Here is a 22,397-nt window from a genome sequence, read left to right as displayed (position 1 = left end):
CAGCCTGGAGCAACGTCTTCGATGATGATGCCTCTCTCTCCGCGCCGGCTCGCTCGGGTGCTCGTGACTGCGTCCTGTCTCGTCTCGCTCGCTGCGTGCAGCGACGGAGAGCCACTCCTCACCGACACCGACGCCGGTCCCGGCGCCGACGCCGGCGCGACCGACGCCGGACGCGAAGGCGACGCGGGCGGGCGCGACGCGGGCGCGCCCGACGGGGGCAGCGACGCGGGCCCCCCGTGCTCCGACGTCGAGCCCACGGCGCCGAGCGATCCGGCGACCGGCGAGTGGGCGGTCGGCTACGCGAACCCCGGCGTCGGCGGCGCGAACTCGTACGTGAGCGCGTTCGCGTTCGGCGCGGACGGCGTGGTCTACGTCGGCGGCAACTTCACGAGCGCGGGCCTGCAGGCCGCGTCGAACGTGGCGGCGTGGGACGCGACGAACGGCTGGCGCGCGCTCGGTGCGGGCCTTCCGATGCCGGTCGGCGCGCTCGCGGTGAGCGCGAGCGGTGCGCTGTACGCGGCGCACCGCGCGGACACGAGCGGCTCGGCGTCGCGCATCTCGCGCTGGGACGGGACGTCGTGGACGACGTTCGCCGAGATCGACGGCGGGGTCTTCGAGCTGCAGGCGCTCGGCGAGACGCTCTACGTCGTCGGCGACTTCGCGACGATCGGCGGCGCGTCGATCTCGCGCGTCGCGTACCACGACGGCACGGCGTGGCGCGGCTACGCGGGGCTCGTGCCCGACGCGTACGTCGCGACGATCTCGATCGCGACTGCGAGCGACGTGTGCATCGGCGGCGGGTTCACCACGCTCGGTGTGATCGAGGCGAACAAGATCGCGTGCTGGAACGGCACCGAATGGTCGGCGCGCAGCCTCCCCGCGGTCGGGCTCCCGAGCGTGAACGATCTCGAGCGCGATCCCGCGGACGGAGCGCTCGTCGCGGGCGGCACGTTCCGGCTCGACGAGAGCGAGACGACGGGCGGCGGCGTCGCGCGATGGACCGGCACCGAGTGGGCGCTGATCGGCGACGGTGTGATGCGCTTCGGGCCCGGCAGCAGCGGCGTCGTGCTCGATCTCGCGTTCGTGGGGAGCACGCTCTACGTGGGCGGACAGATCGGCGCGGTGAACGCGTCGCTCACGACGCCGACCGAGGTGTTCAACGCGGCGCGCTGGGACGGGACCGTGTGGCACGACATGGGCGGCGGCCTGCATCGTGATCGCGGGCTGGGCTTCGGTGGGCCGGTGGGCACGGTCGCGGCGGGGCCCGACGGCAGCGTGTACTTCGGGGGCATGCTCACGCGCGCGGGCACGCTCGGCGTGGAGCGCGTGGTGCGCTGGGACGGAACGTACTGGCAGGGCCTGCGCACGCCGGGCGAGCGCTACCACGGCGTGGGCGGTCAGGTGCTCGCGCTCGCAAGCCTCGGCACGTGCGAGGTCTACGTCGGCGGCGACTTCCGCTACGCGGGCGGCATCCGCGCGAACGCCGTCGCGCGCTACACGGTCGAGGGCGGCTACGAGGCGGTCGGCGACGGACTGCTCGGCGGCGTGCACGACCTCGCGGTGACGCGCGCCGGGCGCCTCTACGCGGTGGGCGACTTCACGGACGAGAGCGGCATCGCGATCCGCAACGTCGCGGTGTGGGACGGAGTCGACTGGAGCGGTCTCGGCGAGGGCGTGCCGGGCGCGCCGCGCGTGATCGCGGTCGACGAAGGCACGCCCGACGTGGTGTACGTCGGCGGCGAGTTCACCGAGGCGGGCGGCGCGCGCGCGCTCAACCTCGCGCGGTGGGACGGCACGTCGTGGTCGGATCTCGGGCGCGGGATGCGGGGATATCCGTACGAGTTCGATCCTTCGCAGTTCACTCCGTCGCGCGTGAGCGCGATCGTGATCGATCCGTCGAGCGGCGACGTGATCGTCGGCGGGAGCTTCAGCGCGATCGGCGCCGACGACACGCTCGTCGAGACGAACAACGTCGCGCGCTGGGACGGCACGCGGTGGACGGCGTTCGGCGACGGGCTCGGTGACCTGAACGGGCCGGTGCACGCGCTGGCGTGGTGGGACGGACGGCTCGTCGCGGCGGGTGAGTTCACGAGCTCGGGGCGCGACGAGGTGCTGCGCTTCGCGGTGTGGACCGGGACCGACTGGGAGCCGATCGGCACCGGCGCGCCGACGGGGACGCCCGTCGCGCTCGAGACGGTCGGCGACGTGCTCTTCACCGCGGGCAACATCGACTTCGATGGCGTGAAGAGCTTCGTCTCGGTGTTCGACGGCACCACGTGGAGCGGGCTCGGCGTGGGCCCGAGCGACTCGGCGGAGGCGCTCGCGGCGATCGAGGGCGGGGTGCTCGCCGGCGGCGTGTTCGATCGCGCAGGAGGCGCGGGCGCGGTCGGCATCGCGCGCTGGGCGTACGGCGAGTGATCGTGCGTGGTGTCGTCGCCGCGATCGTCGCGCTCGTCACGCTCTCCGCGTGCACGCTGCGCGACGATCCCGCGCTCACCGATCGCGACGCAGGAGCGAGCGATGCGGCGCGCGACGCGCAATTCGCCGACGCGCCGTTCGACGCGGGGTTCTCGTGTCGACCGGGCGTCGTCGCGTGCGCGGGCAGCGTGCACTATCGCTGCGGTGACGACGGCGTCTCGCGCGTCGACGAGACCACGTGCCCCGAGGCGTGCGACGCCGAGCTCGGGTGCGTGACCTGCGCGCCGGGCACGCGCCGCTGCGAGGGCAGCGCGTCGATGGCGTGCAACGACGAGGGCACCGGCTGGACGTTCGGGCGCGACTGCGCCGACTGGGGCGTCGCGTGCGGCGAGGGCGGCTGGTGCGAGGACGCGTGCGCGACCGCGGAAGCACGCCGCTCGTACGTGGGCTGCGAGTACTTCGCGACGCCGCTGCCCAACTGGCCCGATCTCGAGCAGCACGGCTTCGACTTCCGCATCGTGGTGACCAACCCCGAGCCGATGCCGGTGCAGGTCACGATCTATCGCGGCACGCGGCTCGTCGAGCGGAAGTTGATCGTGCCGGGCGGCTTCGCGGACATCGCGCTGCCGTGGATCGATGATCTCTCGTTCCCGTACGACGGGACGCCGTGGCAGAGCGCGGTGATCGAGGGCGGCGCGTATCGGATCATCTCGACGCGCCCGGTGATCGTCGCCCAGTTCAACCCGTTCCACTACGTCGCGGGCGTCGAGCACTCGTACAGCAACGACGCGTCGCTGCTCCTGCCCGTGCACGCGCTGGGCACCGAGTACGTCGGGCTCTCGTACCCGCCGATCTCGAGCACGAGCGACTCGTGGCCCGGCTATCTCGCGCTCGTCGGCACCACGCCCGAGCCCGCGAACGTCGAGATCACGCCGCGCGTCGACGTCGCGGCGGACGAAGGTGGGCGCTGGCCCGCGACGAGCGCGGGCACGACGATCCGCTTCGCGCTCGCGCGCGGCGAGGTCGCGACGATCACGTCCTCGGTGCCGCCGCTCTGCGACGCGACCCACCCGCGCCACGTCGAGGGGCTCTGCTACGAGGCCGCGCACGATCTCACGGGCACGCGCATCGTGAGCGATCGACCGATCGAGGCGTTCGGCGCGCACGTCTGCGCGTACGTGCCGTTCGACACGCGCGCGTGCGATCACCTCGAGACCACGCTCGCGCCGCTCGGCACGTGGGGCTCGCGGTTCGAGACGATGCCGCTGCGCGACCCCGAGACCGACGTCGAGAACCTGGTGCGCGTGGTCGCAGGGCACGACGGGACGACGCTGGCGATCGATCCGCCGCAGCGCGGGATCGACGCGTCGCTCGTGCTCGACGCGGGCGAGCACGTCGACTTCCTGCTCTCCGAGGCGGTGTCGATCGTCTCGAGCCGGCCGGTGCAGATCGGGCAGCTGCTGCTCGGGCAACACGTGCGCACGCCGCCGCTCGAGCGCGGCGATCCGGGCCTCACCATCCTCGTGCCGCAGCAGCAGTTCCGCGACTCGTACGTGTTCGTGACGCCGACGTCGTACGCGCCGACGGTGCGCGGCCAGTCGTGGGTGCTCGTCTCGCGCGAGCCGGGCGCGGAGATCACGCTCGACGGCGAGGTGATCGACGCGACGTGGATGCGCGTCGGGGATCGCGAGCTCGCGATCGTGCCCGTCGCGGGTGGCGCGCACCGGGCGAGCGCGAGCTCGACGTTCGGCCTCGTCGCGTACGGGCTCGGCGAGTACACGTCGTACGCCTATCCCGCGGGGCTCGATCTGCGTGTGATCCCGTTCTGAAGATCGACGCGATGGGGCGCGGGCCTTATACGGTCCAGTTCGATGCAGCAGCGCTCGCGTGCCCGCGATCCCAAGCTCGCTCCCGTCGCCGACGCGTCGGGCCCTTCGGCGCTGCCGCTCGGCCCGCGCGTCGCGTCGATCCTCGAGGTCGCGTACCGCGCGCGCCGTCCGGTGCTGCTCGAAGGACCGACGGGGATCGGCAAGTCGGAGCTGGTCGCGCAGGTCGCGCGATCGCTCGGCATCGCACATCGGGTGCTCGATCTCTCGCTGCTCGAGCCGCCCGATCTCGTCGGTCTTCCGGTGATCGAGGAGGGCATCACGCGCTACGCGCTGCCGCGCTTCCTGCCGCGCGAGGGCGCGGGGATCCTGATGCTCGAGGAGCTCAACCGCGCGGAGCGCTACATCCAGCAGCCCGCGCTCCAGCTGCTCACCGCGCGCGCGCTGCACGAGTACGTGCTGCCCGAGGGATGGGCGTGCTTCGCCGCGATCAACCCGGAGACCGGCGACTATCACGTCACGCCGCTCGACCAGGCGCTGCGCGCGCGCTTCCTCCACGTGCCGGTGCGCGCCGATCGCGCGTCGTGGCTCGCGTGGGCCGACGCGAACGGCGTGCATCCCGCGGTGATGGCGGTGGCGCGCGCGCACGAGCGCGTGTTCGTCGACGTGCCGCCGCGCTCGTGGACCTATGCGTCCGACGTGCTGAAGACGATGCGCCCGCACGAGCTCGCCGACGTCGCGCTGGTGCGCGACGTGCTCGCGGGATACCTGCCGCCGGTGTGGGTCGACGCGCTGCTCTCCAGCGGCTCGCTCTCGGCGCGCGCGATCGAGCTCGACGTGCACACGATGCTGCGCGAGTACGCGCCGAAGAGCGTGCACGCGGAGACGCTGCGCGGATGGAAGGAGCGCGGCGAGACGGATCGCCTCGACGAGCTCGCAGCGCGATTGAAGGCGGTGCTCGGTGGGCCCGAAGCGGGCGTGCTCGCGGCGAACAAGACGCTGACGCTCGGCGCGCTCGAGGCGCTGCTCGCGGATCTTCCCGGCGATCAGCGCGAGTCGGTGCAGGACGCGCTGGGCGGCAATCCGACCGCGTGCGTGCTGCTCGACGTGCGTCCCGAGGACGTGCTCACGAATTACCAAGCGAGCCCGGCGCGCGCGCGGGTCGAGGAGTGGAAGGCCTCGCCCGCGAAGCACCATCGCATCGCGCTGCTCGTGACCGCGGTGCGCGCGAAGGTGCTCGCGCCCGAGATCGGCGCGGAGCTGCGCCGCTCGAACGCGCAGCGCCTCTCGCTCGGACATTTCCTCCTGCAGGTCGGTGAGCGGTGGGGGCTGCCGCTCGCCGAGGCGCTGCAGAAGATCGGCGTGACGCCGATCCGACCGACGTGACGAGCGACCTGCGCGGCTGGCTCGAAGGCTTCGTGCGCGAGTCGGGGTTCCTCGCGCGCTATCCGTACTACGCGCACGTCGTCGCGAGCCTCGAGCCGGTGCTCGATCCGAGCGTGCCCGCGATGGGCGTGTCGCTCCACGGGGTCCCGGGGCGCGGTGGTCGTTATTACCTGCACGTGAACGTCGACGCGCTCCTGCGCGCGCCGCAGTTCCTGCGCGGGATCCTGCTGCACGAGGTGCATCACGTCGTGCTCGGGCACCTCGCGCACCCGAAGTACTTCGTGCGCGAGCAGCGCGACCTGATGCAGATCGCGCAGGAGACGAGCGCGAACGAGCACATCGACGAGCCGCTGCCCGATCCCGTCGTGTGGCAGCAGTTCGAGCGCTTCGGTCTGCGCGCGGGGCAGAGCACGCTCGAGCGCTACGAGCGGCTGTGCAATGCGCGCGCGGAGGGCGCGGTCATCGCGCCGAAGCCGGGCACGAAGATGGTCGACGATCACGACTGGCGTGATCGCGACGCGCCGCCCGCGGGCGGTGTGGGCGAGACGCGCTCGGTGATCTCGAAGGCGCGCGATGCAGGCGCCGAGGACGCGGAGCGCGCGCCCGAGAAGGCGCGACGCATCGCGGGGCGCACGCCCGACGAGCTCTTGCTCGAGCTCGCAGGCACGAGCGATGCGCCCGAGATCTACGTCGACTGGCGCGATGCGCTGCGCAACTTCGTCGCCCACGCGCGCGCGCCGCTGCCGACGTGGTCGCGTCCCAGCCGTCGTTTCCCGACGCGCATCGGCGTGGTGCCGGGACGCACCCACCGCCTGCGCCCTGCCCTGCGTCCGACGATCCTCGTCGCGATCGACACCTCGATGAGCATGAGCGAGGGCGAGCTCGCGGAGATCGCGCGACAGCTGCGGCCGATGGGCGAGCTCGCGCGCATCGTGGTCGCGGAGTGCGACGTCGACGTGGCGCGCGTCTATCCGTTCCGCGGCGCGATCGATCGCGTGAAGGGACGCGGCGGCACCGACCTGCGCCCCGCGCTCCAACCGCGGTTCCTGCGCGCACACGGCGCGGACGGAGTGGTCTACTTCACCGATGGACAAGGCCCGCACCCCGAGCACGAGCCGCCGGTCCCGGTGCTCTGGATGCTCACGAAGCCGGGCGACTTCGCGTGCCCGTGGGGAATGCGCGCGCGGCTGACGCGCTCCGCGAAGCGCTAGTATCCCGGCGCATGAAGACAGCGACCGCTGCGCATCGTGAGCTCTGGAAGAAGCTGGCGACCGAAAAGAAGCTGGCGAAGCACGCCGGGCCGCTCTTCGGCTACGCAGCGCCCTGTTTCCTCGTCGAGCGCCTGACGCGCGGCGCCGGTGGCGTCGGCGCGTCGCGGCTGGGCGGCGCGCCGGATCTGCCAGCGACGCTGGCGTGGCCCACGCGCGGCGCGACGCACCTGACGTTCGTCGCGCAGATCGATCTCTCTGCGCTCACGCCGGATTGGGTGCCCGATCTGCCACGCTCGGGATGGCTCTATTTCTTCGTCGGACGCGACGAGCCAGCGTGGGACGTGGCGCACGAAGTCCTGTATTTCGACGGTCCGAGAGAGGCACTGTCGCCGGCGAGCGCGCCGAGCGGCACTCACGCGCTCGAGGAGGGCAGTCCGAACGATTTCGTCGCTCACCAGATCCGATTCGCGCCTTCGTTCGTGGTCGACCCCGCGGCCGAAGAAGCGCTCGATCTGGAGGAATTCGCGCTCGAGCTCCTCACGGCCACGGCGACGCAGATCGGCGGTCTCCCGGTGGCGTGGGACGAGGACGCGCGACAGGACGCATATCTGCTCCGGAGCGGGCTCGCGCCGCTCCTCCATCGCCTGCACTGCGAGCCCGACGAGCTCGCGCAGGAGGCCAAGGAAGCGTGGGCGGCCGCGAACGACGTGCTCGCCGAGGAGCTCGAGCGCGCGACCGAGCTGCTGCGCGCCTATCGCGCCGACGAGCGCGCGCACGAAGCGCGCATGAAGCAGTGGCGCGTGCTCTTCCTGCTCGCTTCGCACCACGAGGTCGGGATGTGCTGGTGGGACGCGGGGCTCCTCCAGTTCCTCGTTCACCACGACGATCTCGACGGTCGACGATTCGACCGCACCTATTGCTGCGTGTCGTCGAGCTGAAGGGAGGATCAGCGGCCGCTGCCCGCGACGTGAGGAGCATCGCCTCACGCGGATCTGCCGTCGTCTCCTGGACCTGGCCTTGCTCGTCGAGCCGCCGGTAGGAGGTCCCGATGAAGCTCTGGATCCACTCGGCTGCCGTGGGCGCGGCGCTCGTGCTCGCGCCGCTCGCGCTCGCGCAGGACGTGCCTCGGGAGCAGCTCCCCGAGGCGGTGCGCCGCACGCTCGATCGCGAGATCGGCCAGGCGCAGGTCGGAGAGATCGAGCGCGATCGCGAAGGCGGCACGACGATCTACGAAGTCGAGCTCGTCGAGAACGGGCGGCGCTACGAGCTCGACATCAGCGAGGACGGCCGCGTGCTCCGACGCCATCCCGACTGACGCAGCGGCGCGCCCCACCGGGCGCGCCGTGGTCGAGGTGATCAGCGACACCGCGGCGAGCTCGCGGACGCGGTCGCCGTCGCGACCGTTCCGTCGGGGCTCGTCAGCGTCCACGACGCGCTCTCGCTCGCGCCGAAGCGCACGCTGAACGCGTTGCGCACGCGGCCCGGAAAGAAGTCCGCGACCTGACCGCGATCGACGACTGCGCCGAACGTGTTGTCCGCGCCCGGCACGATGTGCACGGCGCGGCGGGCCTCGCTCTCGTAGCCGAACGACGCGACGTACGAGCCGTCGCGCTGACGGCGCACGCACTCGATGATCGGGCGCACCGGCGCGGTCGTCAGCGCGCGGTGGATCGTCGTCATCGGCTCGTCGGGACTCTCGCAGGGCGTGCCGAGCTCCGCGCACGCCGCGCGCACGTCGTCGGACACGCCCGCGCCGGTGAAGAGCCCGTTCACGCACGCGCCGAGCCGCACGTCGAACGTCGCGCCGATCGCGCAGAAGCCGTCGCCGCGCAGCGCGAGATACTCGGCCTCGTCCCACAGCGGCTCGTAGCAGCGCTGTCCGCCCTCACCCGCCGCCGCGGCGCGCTCCCAGCACCCGGCGAGCATGTCGAGCGTGATCATCCGCGCGTCGACGAGACCGGTCCGGGGATCGACGCAATAGAGGCCACCGAGGCCGACATAGCGCGCCTCGAACCCATCGGCGCACTGCGCGACGTCGAGGTGCAGATCGAGCAGCGGCGAGAACGTGACTCGTGCCCCGCGCTCGATCAGCCAATTCGACACTCGATATCGCGACAGCGCGTCGAGCCGCGTGTGCCAGTTGGTCAGCGGAACCGGGACGATGTCCTGTCCCGTCTCGTCGATGATGAATCCGTAGCTCGCATTGACACCGACCACGACGTCGTTGCGACCCTGACGGCGATAGAGCGGACCACCGGAGTCACCGGGACAGAGACCGCCCTGGTCCTCCGCGACGACCGGCCCGGGCGTCATCACGATGCTCGGCGCGATCTGCTCGCGGTATTGCGCGGGCGTGAGGCTGCGAAACACGTCCCGATACGCCGCACCGTCGGCGGGCATCGCGAAGGTGCGCGCGTGCTTGAGCTCGATCTGCGCGTAGGTCTCCTGCGTGTGGATCGAGTCGCGGCAGCCGTAGCCCTGGATCGCCAGCGGCTCACCGACGAGCACGGGGCGCAGATCGACGCGTGCGGTCGGAATCCCGGCGAGCTCCTCCTCGACGACGATCACGCCCACGTCGGGCATGCCGTCCGACACGCCGCCCACGCGATTGCACGTCATCGGATCCTGCTCGCAAGCGGCGAGGAACTCCGGGAACACGTGCGCCTCTGCGACCGTGACCGGCGTGAGCTCGGTGGTCGCGAAGTCCACCTCCGGCCGGTTCGTGATCAAGATCCGCGCGCCGGGCTGGACGACCCAGCTGAGGCCGATCGTGTTCGAGAATTCGTCGGCCGCGAGCATGCAGTGCGCGGCGATCAGCAGGTGTCGCGGGCCCACCTTCGCGGCAGTGCAGAGCGGAAATCGCATCGTCGTGCCATCCGGGAACGGATATTCGTAGGCGACTACGACGGTGCTGGGGAATTCGCCGACGTCCGCCCGCTCACCGCCGATGAGCGCGCCGTCGACTGCGGCGGTCTCCGCGTCGCGGTCTGGCGCGCACCCGAGCATCGCAGTCGCGATCAGGAGCCCACCGAGACACCGAATCCTGCACTGACGAGAGTCCATGTCGCCGTCCCCTCCGCCGCGGACCGCGGCCGTCGTCGGTCGGACCTCTCCCTCCGCGGCGCGCGCCCGCGCCACGGTCGATCCGACCGCCCGCTGAGACGCTCCGAGCGATGCGCGGTTCCAACCCGAATTTCGCGGCGATGTCGTTGGAATCCGGGCGGAACTCTGTATGCGAGATCCCAGCGCGTCCGGATTCTGGACCCCGTCTCGGAGCGGGTGTTATCGACGCTCGACGGAGGTCCTCTTGGGCGCGTTCCGAGGTTCGATCAGCTTCACCAAGTTCCACGTCCGCGGCGAGCTCCCGGCCGATTTCCGCGACCGGTTCGTCGAGTCCATTCGCCTTCGCGCGTTCCGCGATCTCGATCCTTCCGAAGAGGTCGACTCGCGGACCGGCTGGTGCTCGGTCGAGCATCCGTTCGACCTCGATCTCAGCTACGAGAAGGTGTTCTTCAACGACTATCTCAACCTCGGACTGCGCACCGACACGTGGCGCATCCCGGGATCGCTCTTCAAGGCGTCGTTCCGGGAGGCGGAGCGTGCCTATTGCGCGGAGCACGGGTGCGAGAAGCTCTCTCGCACGCAGAAGAAGAACCTCGAGGCGCTGGTGATGGCGAAGCTGCGCCACAAGGTCGTGCCCGCGATGAACGTCGTCGATCTCTCGTGGGGCCTCGGCGAGGGCGTGGTGCGCTTCTTCGCGAATTCACCGAAGCAGCACGAGTCGATGATCGAGCTCTTCGAGAAGACGTTCGAGCTCGAGCTCGTGCCCGACGGCGCGTACGTCGCCGCGGAGAAGCGCGGTCTGGCCGAGCGCCTGATGGAGAAGCTGCCTCTGCTCGAGCCGTTCACGCTCGCGAGCACTGCCAACGTCTGAAGAAGGAGCGGAGTCGTGGACTACGTCGATCGCATCGAGCGCGCTCGTTTTCTCGGGCGCGAATTCCTGGTGTGGCTCTGGCACGAGAGCGAGGCGAAGGAGGGCGTGCTCACGCTCTCGAACGGCGAGGCGTGCGAGGTGTGGCTCGAAGCCCAGCTGACGCTCGTCGGCGCCGAGGACGAGAAGAGCGAGAGCAAGCTCAAGTCGGCGATGCCGAGCGCGAGCCCCGAGGCGAAGGAAGCGCTCCGCCAGGGCAAGCTGCCGATCAAGGCGAAGCTGCGCATCGCGCGCGGGACGCAGACGTGGGGATTCCTGCTCAACGCGGACACGCTGAGCATCGCGAGCGTGCAGATCCCCGCGCTCCTGAGGGAGGAGAACGACGAGAAGTTCTACGAGCGCATGGAGCTCGTGGAGACGCTCGAGACGATCCTCGACGACCTGCTCGGGCAGTTCCTCGAGCTGCGCACTTCGGAGACCTGGGACGGCCGCGTGATGCCGCAGCTGCGCGACTGGGTGCGCGCGGCCTGATCGAGCGCAGGTGCGCGGTCGCGTGCCGAGTAGTGCCAGCACGCGACCGCGTGATCTCCCCGGAAAACAGCGAAATGCGCGTGGCGCGCAGCATGCACTCAGCGCGCGCATGCGCCCTTCGCCTTCGCTGATCGAGCTCGTCACCGCGCACCGCGCGCCCGTCACGCGCATGCTCCGTGCGATCGCGGGCGCGTCGATCGCCGCGACGCTGGGAGGATGCGCGGAGTCGCACTTCTCGCATCCCGACTTCGCGTCGTCGCCCTCGTGCGGATCGATGAGCTGGCGCCCGCTCGGGGCGATCGAGACGCCCGCGCCGCACGCGCACCTCGCGCTCGTGTCCAACACGCTGCTCGAGCGGATCGCGAGCGTGGTGGACGAGACCGGCACGCGGTGCGGTGACGCGACCGACGCCACGACGTGCACAGAGGCGTTCGATGCGGCGACGATCCCGACGAGCGAGGGCTCGCGGCACGTGATCTCGACCGACGGAGATCAGGTCGAGGCGTGGACCGGCCGCGCGCGCTTCGTGGAGCTGCTCGGCACGATCGACACGTCCGACGAGGCCCTGATGGTCGTGTGGAGCGAAGGGTTCGAGGTGCGCTGCGGCACTGTCTCGAGATCGGCGGTGCGCGAGGTCGAGGGCGGCTTCGAGGTGATCGCGACCAAGGAAGTGCGCAGCTGCAATCCGATCGTGACGCGTCGCTTCGTGCTCTTCGTGAACGACGCGGGCGAGATCGAGGAGATCACGAGCGAGGAGATCGAGCGCATCGAGGGTGCGTGCGCCGGGCGCCGTCCCGAAGGGCTCGAGCCTGCGCGCGGCGATCGCGGGCGCGGCGCGCTCGGGCGCTACCTCGCGGAGATCGCGCGCCTCGAGGCGAGCGCGGTCATCGCGTTCGACGTCATGGAGCGCGAGCTGCGCGCGCTCGCCGCGCCCGAGGCGCTCCTTCGCGCCGTGCGCGAGGCGCGCGCCGACGAGGTTCGGCACGCCGAGGTGACGAGCGCGCTCGCGCGCGCGAGAGGCGGGAACGTCGAGGCGCCCGTCGTCGCGCCGCGCGCGCTGCGCGACGCGCGCGCGATCGCGCTCGAGAACGCGGTCGAGGGCTGCGTGCGCGAGACGTTCGGCGCGATCGTCGGACTGCATCAAGCCGCGTGCGCGGAGGATCTCGAGCTGCGCAACGCGATGCGCGTCATCGCCGAGGACGAGCTGCGCCACGCCGATGTGTCGTGGCGGCTCGCGGCGTGGCTCGAGCCCCGGCTCGACGACGCGGCGCGCGCCGAGGTGGATCGTGCGCGCGCGGCCGCGCTCGACGAGCTCCGCACCGAGGTCGCGATCGATCCCGCCCCCGGGCTCGCGCGGGCAGCGGGCCTGCCGAGCGCGCGCGTCGCGGCCGGCATCGTCGATCGCATCGCACGCGCGATCGGCTAGGCCCGGTTGTTGCGCGCCGTCTCCGTCGATCACGGCAACGGAGGTGGTGCGTGCTCGAGCCGATTCAGAAGATCACGCCGCGCACGATCGGCGCGGACGTCGACATCCTCTCGTCGTTCTATCCGGTGCCGGGCCTCGGGCTCGTGCCGATCAACGCGTTCGTCCTGCGCGCGAAGGAGCCGGTGCTCGTCGACACCGGGTACGTCGCGGGCTCGGCCGCGTACCTCGATGCGGTGCGCGCCGCGATCGATCCTCGCGATCTGCGGTGGATCTGGCTGACTCACGCCGATCCCGATCACATCGGCGCGCTGCGCGACGTGCTCGCCGAGGCGCCCGACGCGCGGCTCGTCACCACGTTCCTCGGGCTCGGCAAGCTCGGGCTCTACGGACCGATCCCGCCGGAGCGCGTGTTCCTGCTCAACCCCGGACAGAGCCTCGACGTCGGTGATCGCGAGCTGCTCGCGCTGCGGCCGCCGACCTACGACGCGCCGGAGACGACCGCGTTCTTCGACCCGAGCACGCGCACGCTGTTCTCGTCGGACAGCTTCGGCGCCGTGCTCTCGAAGCCCGTGGAGAGCGCGAACGAGCTCGGCGGGAACGCGCTGCGCGAGGGTGAGGTGACGTGGGCGACGATCGACTCGCCGTGGCTCGGCGCGCTCGAGACGCCCGTGTTCGAGCGCTCGCTCTCGTCGGTGCGCGCGCTCGCGCCCGAGCGCGTGCTGAGCACGCACCTGCCGCCTGCGTTCGGCATCCTCGACGCGCTGCTCGACAACGTGCGCGCAGCCCACTCCGCGCCGCCGTTCGTCGGGCCCGACCAGCCCGCCTTCGCGCGGATGCTCGCGCCCGCTCCGCCGCCGATGCCCGAGCCGCTCCACGCGTGAGCGCGAGCGACGCGCCCCGCCGCGGCACGTCGCTCGCGCGAGGCGCGCCGCGACACGACCGCTTGCTCGCGCGCGCGCACGTGGGAGCTTCGCGCCCGTGGACGACGTCGACGGTGCGATCACCGAGGCCCTGCGCGCGACCGGGATGCGCGAGACCCAGCGCGAGATGGTGCGGACCCACCTCGACGCGCCGCCCGACCCCACGACGTGCTGCGGCAGCTCGTGCGATCCCTGCGTGGTCACGCTCGCGCGCGCGGTTCGGGTCGCCCGGCGCAAGCTCGGCCGCGAGACGTGATCAGGTCGCGGGCAGTCGCACGTCGAGATCGGGGTAGCGCTCCTTCATGAAGCGCAGCGCGACGACGGTGTGGCAGCGCATGACGTCGGGGTTCTTCGTCGAAGGGCAGCTGCACCCGAGATAGACGTCGTGCCACCGCGCGAACGACGCGAGCCGATCGAAGGGCTTGCGGTTCGCGGCGAAGCGCTCTTCCAGCAGCGCGCGGTACTGCACCGCGTAGCGCTCCCACGCGGCCTCGTCGCGAGCGCTGCCGAACACCTCGTCGACGATCTCCTTCGTGGGCCGCAGCACGTGCGACGTGTGCTTGCGCGTGTCCTGTCGGATCCCGCGCGGCAGCGACGACGAGCGCGCGCCTCGCACGATCGAGTAGCGCGTGAGCACGAGCGATCCGTGAGGCTCGCGCCGGTCGGTGTCGAGGCTCGCGGAGCTACGGACGCAGCCGCGACTCGATCGCGTCCTTGCCGATCATCGCGAAGCGCTCGTCCTCGAGCTCCGGCAGGCCGCTCACCGCGACCGCGCCGATCACGGCGCCTGCGCGATCGACCACCGCCACGCCGCCGCCCCACCCACACGCGCGCCGATCGCCGTAGTACGCGATGTCGAACGCCTCGTCGGCGTTGCGCAGCCGAGCGCCGATCGCGCGCGTGGTGCCGCCCTGGGTCGCGGCCGTCCACGCCTTGTTCGTCGCGATCGTGACCGACGTCGCCGGCGCGCCGTCCAGCCGCGCGAGGAGGACGAGATCACCGTGCGCGTCGGCCACCGCGATCACGGCGGCCTTCCCGGCGAGAGCGAGAGACTCGCGCACGGCGTCGATCGCCACCGTCGCGTCCTGCAGATCCAGCGTCGCAATCGAGCGCATCGCGCGCGAGGGTAGCGCGTCCGGAGACCCGCGCCCGGGGCGCTTGAGCAATGCACGTGCGCGGCGAAATCGGACGGCATGAACGCCATCGCCGTCCCGAGGCCTCGTCCCGCAGTGGTGCTCGAGACGGGGACTCCGCCGAGGTCTCGTTTCGATCCCCGCGAGGTCGTCGGACGTGTCGCGCGTCGCGCGCGCTGGCACGTCCAGCGGCGGCACTTCCACACGTTCGGTCGCGACTCGCACCTCGAGCGCCACGTCGCGCTGCATCGGCCCGAGGCGATCTCGATCGGACGCGAGGTCTCGATCCGACGCTTCGCGCGGCTCGAGGTGGTCGGCAACGATCCACACCGGCCGATCCTGCAGATCGGCGATCACTGCATGATCTCGGAGTTCGTGCACATCGGCGCGGCGACCAGCGTGATCCTCCGCGCGGGATCCGGGCTCGCGGCGCACGTGCTGATCATCGATCACGAGCACGATCTCCGCGACCCCGCGGACTTCCGGAACGACCGGGTCATCGCCGCGCCGATCGACATCGGCGAGCAGGTGTTCGTCGGAGAGCGCGCGTGCATCCTGCGCGGCGTGACCATCGGCGCGCACTCGATCATCGGCGCGGGCAGCGTGGTCAACTGCGACATCCCGCCGCTCAGCGTGGCAGTCGGCGCGCCGGCGCGGGTGGTGAAGCGCTGGGACGCGCGACGCGGAGAGTGGGTATCCGTCGGTCGCTGAGGAGCGTGCCAGTCAGGAGTCGGAGTCGAATCCGTCTCTCAGCCACGCACCGAAACGCTCTCCGATCATCAGCACCGCGAGATGGATGTTGGCAGTCGGGATCGTCGGCATGATCGACGCGTCGGCGACGTGGAGGCCTTCGATGCCGTCGATGCGGCCGTGGCCGTCGAGCGCGTCGCCCATCGGCACCGTGCCGCACGGGTGGTAGCCGGAGTCGCAGTGCGCCGGGAGCATCGCGTCGATCCGCGCGCGATCACGGAGCACGTGCTCGCGCGGCCACACGAACCGATGCGCGCCGCGCAGCGGGGCCGTCTCGCAGATCTCTCGCGCCAGCATGAGGCCCTCGATCGCGACGTCGCGATCACGCGCGTCGGCGAAGAAGCGTGACCTGACGATCGGAGCGTCGCGCGGATCGGCGCTCGGATGAAGCAGCTCACCCGTCCCGACCGGCTTGCCGACGTGCATCATCACGCCGACGCCCGGCAGCGCGACGCCGCGCCCGATCGGGAAGAACCAGAACGAGCCCGCCTGCAGCTGCAGGTCGCCGTCGAAGCGCGAGCGCGCGGAGCGGAGCCGCAGCGCGACCTGGATCAGCGGTCCGTGCACGTCGGAGCGCATCGGCGCGCGCGGCCAGCAGAACACCGCGGTGCCCGGGTGATCGAGCAGCTGCGCGCCGACGGCGGGCACGTCGCGCACCCGGCGCACGCCGAGCCTCGCGAGCTCCTCGCGCGGACCGATGCCCGAGCGCAGCAGGATGCCCGGCGTCGCGAGCGCGCCCGCGGACAGCACCACGCGGCGCGCGGAGATGGTGTGCACCACGCCGTTTCGTTCCACGTCGACGCCGCGCACGCGCGAGCCCTCGATCCGCACGCGATGCACGAGCGTGTGATCGTGGATGCGCAGGTTGCGGCGCGCGCGCACCTCGGGGCTCAGCCAGCACGACGCCGCGTCCTGGCGCACGCCGTCGATCACGTTCATCGCGTGCGCGCCGACACCGAGCGCGCCCGGACGATTGTGATCGTCGACCGGCGCGAAGCCCATCGCGAGGCACGCGTCGCGATACGCACGCTGCCACGGCACGAGCTCGTCCTCGCGCGCGCGTCGGATCGGCAGCGGCCCCCGATCACCGTGGATCTCGGGGTCGCGCGCGCCGAAGTCGAGATCGCGCTCGAGCCGCCGGAACGCGGGAAGACAGCGCGACCACGACCACTCGCGCAGCCCGCGCTCCGCCCACTCGTCGTAGTCCGCCGGCACACCGCGGAGCGCGATGCAGGTGTTCACCGCCGACGACCCACCGACCACACGCCCGCGCGGCATCGGCACCGCCGCGAGGCTGCGCTCGCTCGGGCGGTGCCGGAACCCCCAGTCGTGCCGCTGGTAGCTGTTGCGCGTCCCGTCGCGGAGGTCGTCGGGACGCGCGCTCGGATAGTCGGGCCCCGCGTCGAGGACCAGCACGTCGTGATCGCTGCGCTCGCTGACGCGCGACGCGATCACGCAGCCGGCCGAGCCGGCACCGACGACGATCGTGTCCGCGTGGAGCGTCGCGCGCCGCATCGTGGACGCGGGTTGTAGCGCGACCCGCTGCCGCGCGAGCGAGCCGACGTCGGCGGCCGGCTCACCGGGTCACGCCGACGCGAGCTTCGCGACCAGCTCGATGCGCACGTTGTTCTTGAGCGCCTGCGACACCGGACAGCCGCTCTTCGCCGCGTCCGCGAGCTCCTGGAACTTCGCGTCGTCGATGCCCGCGACCGTTCCGTTCACCTCGAGCTCGCTCGAGGTGATCGCGAAGCCGTCGCCGACCTTGTCGAACGTGACCGTCGCGCGGACGTCGAGGCTCGTCCCCGGCGTCCCGTTCTTCGCGAGCTGCGCGGAGAACGCCATCGCGAAGCAGCTCGCGTGCGCCGCGGCGATCAGCTCCTCGGGGCTCGTCTTGCCGTTCGCGTCCCCGCTGCGAGACGCCCAGCTCACCGGCTGGTCACGGAACGCGCCGCTCGTGGCGCCGGTGACGAGACCGCTCCCTTTCACGAGATCCCCGGTCCAGCGCACGTTCGCGACTCGTTTCACGGCCATGTTCGAGAGCTCCTTTCGTGTCGTTCATGCGCGCAGTGTCTGCGACCGATCCACTGACACTGCATCGTCGAATGGCGTTTACGGCACTCCGCGATCCGCTGCGACTTAAACGCGACAAAAGCGATCGCCAGCGGTCGATCCCCTCTGGTGCACCGCGTTCGCCGAGGTGTAACTTCGGCCGCACTGAGGGAGAGGACCGCGATGCGCCACGCTTCGCTCTGGGTGCCCTTGTGCCTGGCTGGCGTGCTCGTCGCGAGCGTCGCGTCGCCCGCTTCCGCACAATCGTCGATTACCCCGTATTTCATGGTGATCGTCGACACGTCGGGCTCGATGGACGAGAGCACCGACACGAACGGCAGCAGCGCGCCGAACGCCAACTCGTGTGGTCAGCAGCTGACGCGCATGAGCGATGCGCGCTGCGTCCTGCAGCGCGTCGTCAACGGCTACGGCGAGGTCACGTTCGGCCTCGAGCGTTTCGCGCAGACCGACTCGGGCACGTGCAACAGCATGATGTGCGGCGCGACGTGCGGCTGCTCGGCGAGCTATCTCAATTGCACCGACAGCTGCGGTGACAACGGCAGTGGCTGTCCCAGCACCGGAGCGACCGCGGATCGCGGGCAGATCCTCGTGCCGATCGCCGAGGACAACCAGAGTGCGATCCTGCGCTGGGTCGATTTCGAGTGCTCCAGCTGCTCGCGTCCCGGATATCCGTTCTCGCCCTCGACTGCCAACCCCGAGCTGATGGCCCGCAACTGGACGCCGCTCGCGGGCTCGCTGCGCGCCGCGCGCCGGTATTTCCTGGGGATGGACCCCGATTTCCCGACTTCGCCGCTCACGAGCAACGCGGCGGGCACGTGCCGGCCGGTCAACGTGATCCTGCTGACCGACGGCGAAGAGACGTGTGCGTCCGACACCCAGACGCGCAACGCGGCGACCGAGCTGCGCACCACCGTCGTCAACGGCGTGACGTACGACATCCGCACGTACGTGATCGGGTTCGGCGTGACGCCGGGCACCGGAGACATCGAGGACATCGCGATCGCCGGCGGCACCGACGCGCCGGGCACCCACCGCGTCTACTACGCGAGCGACGAGACCAGCCTCGCGCTCGCGTTCTCGCAGATCATCGAGAGCTCGATCCGATTCGAGACGTGCAATGGCACCGACGACGACTGCGACACTCGAGTCGACGAGGGATTCCCGCTCTATTGCAATCGGCCGACTCAGCCCGTCGCGAATCTGTGCGTCGACCCCGGTGAGAGCCTCTGCAACGGCGTCGACGACAACTGCAACGGCGTGATCGACGAGGGTCGGCTCAACGCGTGCGGCGTGTGCGGCGCCGTCCCGACCGAGGTGTGCAATCTCGTCGACGACGACTGCGACATGGTCATCGACGAGGGCGTCTGCGGCGGGTGCATCCCGAGCGCCGAGCTCTGCGACAACGTCGACAACGACTGCGACACTCGCATCGACGAGGGCATCTCGCGCGCGTGCGGCACCGACGTCGGCGAGTGCACCGCGGGCACGCAGACCTGCGCGGCGGGCGTGTGGGGCGCGTGCAACGACGTGCGCGGGACGCCCGAGACCTGCGACAACCAGGACGACGACTGCAACGGCGTGATCGACGGGATCTCGCGCGCGTGTGGCAGCGACGTGGGCGCCTGTCAGGCGGGCACCGAGCTCTGCACGACCGGCGCGTGGGGCTCGTGCGTGGGCGCGATCGGGCCTTCGCTCGAGGCCTGCAACGCGATCGACGACGACTGCGACACCCGCACCGACGAGGGCAATCCCGGCGGCGGCGGCGCGTGCGGCTCGAGCATCGGCGAGTGCCGCCCCGGCACGCTCAGCTGCGTCGGTGGATCGCTCACGTGCACCGGCGGCGTGCAGCCCGTCGCCGAGACGTGCGACGGACAGGACGACGACTGCGACGGATCGATCGACGAAGGCGTGCCGACGATGGGCGCGTGCGGAACGTCGACCGGCGAGTGCAACCCCGGCGTGATGCGCTGTGTCTCCGGCGCGTACGCATGTGTCGGCGCGACCGGATCGACCGCCGAGGTTTGTAATGGTCTCGACGACGACTGCGACACGCGCACCGACGAGGGCAATCCCGGCGGCGGCGCGAGCTGCGGATCGAGCGTCGGCGAGTGCGGTCCCGGAACGCTCGTGTGCAGCAGTGGATCGCTGACCTGCACCGGCGGCACCGGGCCCACCGCCGAGACCTGCGACGGCGAGGACGACGACTGCGACGGCGCGACCGACGAGGGCGTGCCCACCGCGGGCACCTGCGGCTCGAGCGTCGGTGAGTGCGGCCCGGGCGTGCTGAGCTGCGTGTCGGGCACGTACAGCTGCGTGGGCTCGCGCGGCCCGACGAGCGAGCTCTGCAATGGTCGCGACGACGACTGCGACACTCGCACCGACGAGGGCAATCCGGGCGGCGGCGCGAGCTGCGGCATCGACACCGGCGAGTGCAGCCCCGGCACGCTCGCGTGCACCGGCGGTGTGCTCGCGTGCACCGGGAACGTCGGGCCCGCGGCGGAGACCTGCGACGGTCAGGACGACGACTGCGACGGTGCGATCGACGAGGCGATTCCGACGATGGGCGCCTGTGGTCCGTCGACCGGCGAGTGCGATCCCGGCGTGCTCACGTGCAGCGGCGGATCGTTCCAGTGCATCGGCGCGCGCGGCGCGACGACCGAGGTGTGCAATGCGCTCGACGACGACTGCGATGGTCGCACCGACGAGGGCAATCCGGGCGGCGGCGCGAGCTGCGGATCGACGCTCGGCGAGTGTCGTCCCGGCACGCTCACCTGCAGCGCGGGCACGCTGACCTGCACCGGCGGCGTCACGCCGGCGAGCGAGACCTGCGACGGCCAGGACGACGACTGCGACGGTGCGACCGACGAGTCGATCCCGAGCTCGGGCTCGTGCGGATCGGCGATCGGCGAGTGCGACACCGGCGCGCTGCAGTGCATGGGCGGGACGTTCACCTGCGTCGGTGATCGCGGCCCGGCCGACGAGCTCTGCAACGGGCTCGACGACGACTGCGACAGCAGCACCGACGAGGGCAATCCGGGCGGTGGCGCGAGCTGCGGCACCGACGTCGGCGAGTGCGCGCCCGGGACCAGCGCGTGTGTCGGTGGCCTCCTGACGTGCTCGGGCGGAACCACCGGAGTCGCCGAGACGTGCAATTCGCGCGACGACGACTGCGATGGTCTCGTCGACGAGGGCAATCCCGGCGGCGGCGGGCGCTGCGGCACGAGCGACGTCGGAGAGTGCGATTTCGGCGCGCTCGCGTGCACCGGCGGAACGCTGGTGTGCGTCGGAGAGACGACCGGCACCGACGAGATCTGCGACGGTCGCGACAACGACTGCGACACGCGCGTCGACGAAGGCGATCCCGAGGGCGGCGTGCCCTGCGGCGTCGACACCGGCGAGTGCAATCCGGGCACGACGCACTGCGTGTCGGGCGCGCTGGTGTGCGACGGCGGGCGCGGGCCGAGCGAGGAAGTCTGCAACGGCCTCGACGACGACTGCGACGGTGTCGAGGACGAAGGCATCCCGGTGGGCGCGCCGTGCGGCTCCGACATCGGTGAGTGCTCTCCCGGCGTCAACATCTGCCGCGAGGGAGCGCTGCAGTGCGAGGGCGAGATCGGGCCGGTCGACGAGCAGTGCAATCTCCTCGACGACGACTGCGATGGAAGTGTGGACGAGGGCCTCGGGCTCGGCGGCGAGTGCGGCACCGACGTGGGCGTGTGCACGGCGGGTCGTATCCAGTGCGTCGATGGCGAGGAGATCTGCGCGGGCGAGATGCCGGGCATGCCCGAGGTGTGCGACTGCCTGGACAACGACTGCGACGGAACCTCGGACAATCCTCCGGACGAGGGCAGTCTCTGTCCGCCGGGCAGCACGTGCACCGACTGTCAGTGCGCGCTGCCGTGCATCGAGAGCGAGTTCGGGTTCCGCTGTCCGAGCGGTCGAGTCCCGCAGGTGAGCGGAGAGCTCTGCTTCTGCGTGGAGGAGCGCTGCAACGACACGACGTGCGGGATGGAGACGATCCGCGACGGTGCGGGCGAGGTGGTGTGCGCGCCCGACGATCCGACGGTCGCGCCGTGTGTCTGCCGCGCGAACGCCTGCACGAACCTGTGCGCGGGAGTGAGCTGCGAGCTGCCGCTGGTCTGCGACGACCTGACCGGCACGTGCGTCGAGAACTCGTGCCGTAGCCTGCCCTGCGACGACGGGGAGGTCTGCGATCACGAGACCGGCGAGTGCGTGGCCGATCCCTGCGACACCGCGGAGTGCGCGGCAGATCAGGCCTGCCGCGACGGTGCGTGCGAGACGAGCTGTGCGCGCGTCGAGTGCGAGACCGGCGATCACTGCGTGCACGGCGTCTGCGTCCCCGACCAGTGCGAAGGCATCGAGTGCGGAGACGACGTCTGCGACCCCGCGAGCGGCGGCTGCGTGCCCGACGCGTGCGACGGAGTGACGTGTCCGCCGCGCGAGGTGTGCGACGCGACGAGCGGGGATTGCGGCGGCGATCCCTGCGAGCGGCTCCACTGCCCCGACGGCGAGATCTGCGTCGACGGCGAGTGCGCGCGCGAGCCCGAGCCGGGCACCGACGCGGGTGTGATCGGAATGATGGACGGTGGGAACGACGCGCCCGACGCCGGTGATGGCGGTCGCGGCGACGGGCGCACGCGCGTGCTCGCGGCGGGCGGCGGCGGGTGCATCTGCGCGGTGCACGAGCGGCGCGCGCCGGGCGGGCTCGCGTGGGGCGTGCTCGCGGCGGTGGGCATCGCGATCGTGGCGCGTCGCCGTCGAGGTGCGCGATGAA

The 22,397-nt window shown here is 71.4% G+C and carries 18 protein-coding genes; 13 read left to right on the top strand and 5 right to left on the bottom strand.

Translation table 11 applies throughout. The annotated features are described in order from the left end of the window. Positions 1-21 precede the first annotated feature (21 nt). The 6 genes from DB32_RS46225 to DB32_RS01315 all read left to right on the top strand — a co-directional run bounded on the left by DB32_RS46225 (position 22) and on the right by DB32_RS01315 (position 8,156). Positions 22-2,418: a hypothetical protein gene (locus tag DB32_RS46225; RefSeq protein WP_157068581.1), complete on the top strand. Its 2,397-nt coding sequence runs from the start codon at positions 22-24 to the stop codon at positions 2,416-2,418. Between the two features lie 2 nt (positions 2,419-2,420). After that, a complete protein-coding gene (locus tag DB32_RS01335; protein WP_157068580.1) occupies positions 2,421-4,247 on the top strand; it encodes an IgGFc-binding protein in 1,827 nt (608 codons plus the stop codon). A gap of 42 nt (positions 4,248-4,289) precedes the next feature. Further along, positions 4,290-5,630, top strand: a complete 1,341-nt coding sequence (locus DB32_RS01330) for an AAA family ATPase (RefSeq protein WP_053230596.1) — start codon at positions 4,290-4,292, stop codon at positions 5,628-5,630. Then, positions 5,627-6,841: a vWA domain-containing protein gene (locus tag DB32_RS01325; RefSeq protein ID WP_240481145.1), complete on the top strand. Its 1,215-nt coding sequence runs from the start codon at positions 5,627-5,629 to the stop codon at positions 6,839-6,841. The genes DB32_RS01330 and DB32_RS01325 overlap by 4 nt, the downstream gene beginning before the upstream one ends. Beyond that, the gene (locus tag DB32_RS01320) at positions 6,799-7,779 is read left to right on the top strand and encodes a DUF1963 domain-containing protein (protein WP_157068579.1); all 981 of its coding nucleotides are present in this window, start codon (positions 6,799-6,801) and stop codon (positions 7,777-7,779) included. Before DB32_RS01325 ends, DB32_RS01320 begins: the two co-directional genes overlap by 43 nt. Before the next feature lie 110 nt (positions 7,780-7,889). Then, a complete protein-coding gene (locus DB32_RS01315; RefSeq protein ID WP_053230593.1) occupies positions 7,890-8,156 on the top strand; it encodes a PepSY domain-containing protein in 267 nt (88 codons plus the stop codon). 41 nt (positions 8,157-8,197) lie between these two features. On the opposite strand, the gene DB32_RS01310 is transcribed toward DB32_RS01315, so the two are convergent. Next, positions 8,198-9,706 carry a hypothetical protein gene (locus tag DB32_RS01310; protein ID WP_157068578.1) on the bottom strand — a complete coding sequence of 503 codons (1,509 nt, stop codon included), beginning with the start codon at positions 9,704-9,706 and terminating at the stop codon, positions 8,198-8,200. 442 nt (positions 9,707-10,148) lie between these two features. Between DB32_RS01310 and DB32_RS01305 the strand changes: the two genes are divergently transcribed. The 5 genes from DB32_RS01305 (at position 10,149) to DB32_RS01285 (ending at position 13,905) form a co-directional block, all read left to right on the top strand. After that, positions 10,149-10,775: a hypothetical protein gene (locus tag DB32_RS01305; protein WP_053230591.1), complete on the top strand. Its 627-nt coding sequence runs from the start codon at positions 10,149-10,151 to the stop codon at positions 10,773-10,775. Between the two features lie 15 nt (positions 10,776-10,790). Then, positions 10,791-11,303: a hypothetical protein gene (locus DB32_RS01300; RefSeq protein WP_053230590.1), complete on the top strand. Its 513-nt coding sequence runs from the start codon at positions 10,791-10,793 to the stop codon at positions 11,301-11,303. Positions 11,304-11,412: 109 nt separating this feature from the next. Further along, positions 11,413-12,729 carry a ferritin-like domain-containing protein gene (locus tag DB32_RS46220; RefSeq protein ID WP_053230589.1) on the top strand — a complete coding sequence of 439 codons (1,317 nt, stop codon included), beginning with the start codon at positions 11,413-11,415 and terminating at the stop codon, positions 12,727-12,729. Positions 12,730-12,779: 50 nt separating this feature from the next. Continuing rightward, a complete protein-coding gene (locus tag DB32_RS01290; RefSeq protein ID WP_053230588.1) occupies positions 12,780-13,610 on the top strand; it encodes an MBL fold metallo-hydrolase in 831 nt (276 codons plus the stop codon). A gap of 97 nt (positions 13,611-13,707) precedes the next feature. Next, complete coding sequence (locus DB32_RS01285; protein WP_053230587.1) at positions 13,708-13,905, top strand: hypothetical protein; 198 nt, start codon at positions 13,708-13,710, stop codon at positions 13,903-13,905. Here DB32_RS01285 and DB32_RS01280 read toward each other — a convergent pair whose 3' ends face one another. Continuing rightward, the gene (locus tag DB32_RS01280; protein ID WP_053230586.1) at positions 13,906-14,286 is read right to left on the bottom strand and encodes a DUF488 family protein, N3 subclade; all 381 of its coding nucleotides are present in this window, start codon (positions 14,284-14,286) and stop codon (positions 13,906-13,908) included. Positions 14,287-14,332: 46 nt separating this feature from the next. Then, positions 14,333-14,764: a GlcG/HbpS family heme-binding protein gene (locus DB32_RS01275; protein WP_053230585.1), complete on the bottom strand. Its 432-nt coding sequence runs from the start codon at positions 14,762-14,764 to the stop codon at positions 14,333-14,335. A gap of 78 nt (positions 14,765-14,842) precedes the next feature. On the opposite strand from DB32_RS01275, the gene DB32_RS01270 reads away from it, so the two are divergent. Continuing rightward, entirely contained in the window at positions 14,843-15,493 is a 651-nt protein-coding gene (locus DB32_RS01270) for an acyltransferase (protein WP_083457063.1), read from the top strand. 12 nt (positions 15,494-15,505) lie between these two features. On the opposite strand, the gene DB32_RS01265 is transcribed toward DB32_RS01270, so the two are convergent. Both DB32_RS01265 and DB32_RS01260 read right to left on the bottom strand, forming a co-directional pair. After that, positions 15,506-17,047, bottom strand: a complete 1,542-nt coding sequence (locus DB32_RS01265; RefSeq protein ID WP_053230583.1) for a GMC family oxidoreductase — start codon at positions 17,045-17,047, stop codon at positions 15,506-15,508. Positions 17,048-17,116: 69 nt separating this feature from the next. Next, positions 17,117-17,563, bottom strand: coding sequence for an OsmC family protein (locus tag DB32_RS01260; RefSeq protein ID WP_053230582.1), 447 nt, complete (start codon positions 17,561-17,563; stop codon positions 17,117-17,119). A 201-nt stretch (positions 17,564-17,764) separates the two neighbouring features. Between DB32_RS01260 and DB32_RS01255 the strand changes: the two genes are divergently transcribed. Then, positions 17,765-22,396, top strand: a complete 4,632-nt coding sequence (locus DB32_RS01255; protein ID WP_083457062.1) for a vWA domain-containing protein — start codon at positions 17,765-17,767, stop codon at positions 22,394-22,396. Position 22,397: the final 1 nt, after the last annotated feature.

It is taken from the genome of Sandaracinus amylolyticus (assembly GCF_000737325.1).
Taxonomy (GTDB): Bacteria; Myxococcota_A; Polyangia; order Polyangiales; family Sandaracinaceae; genus Sandaracinus; species Sandaracinus amylolyticus.
This window is presented reverse-complemented; position numbering and strand designations above follow the sequence as displayed.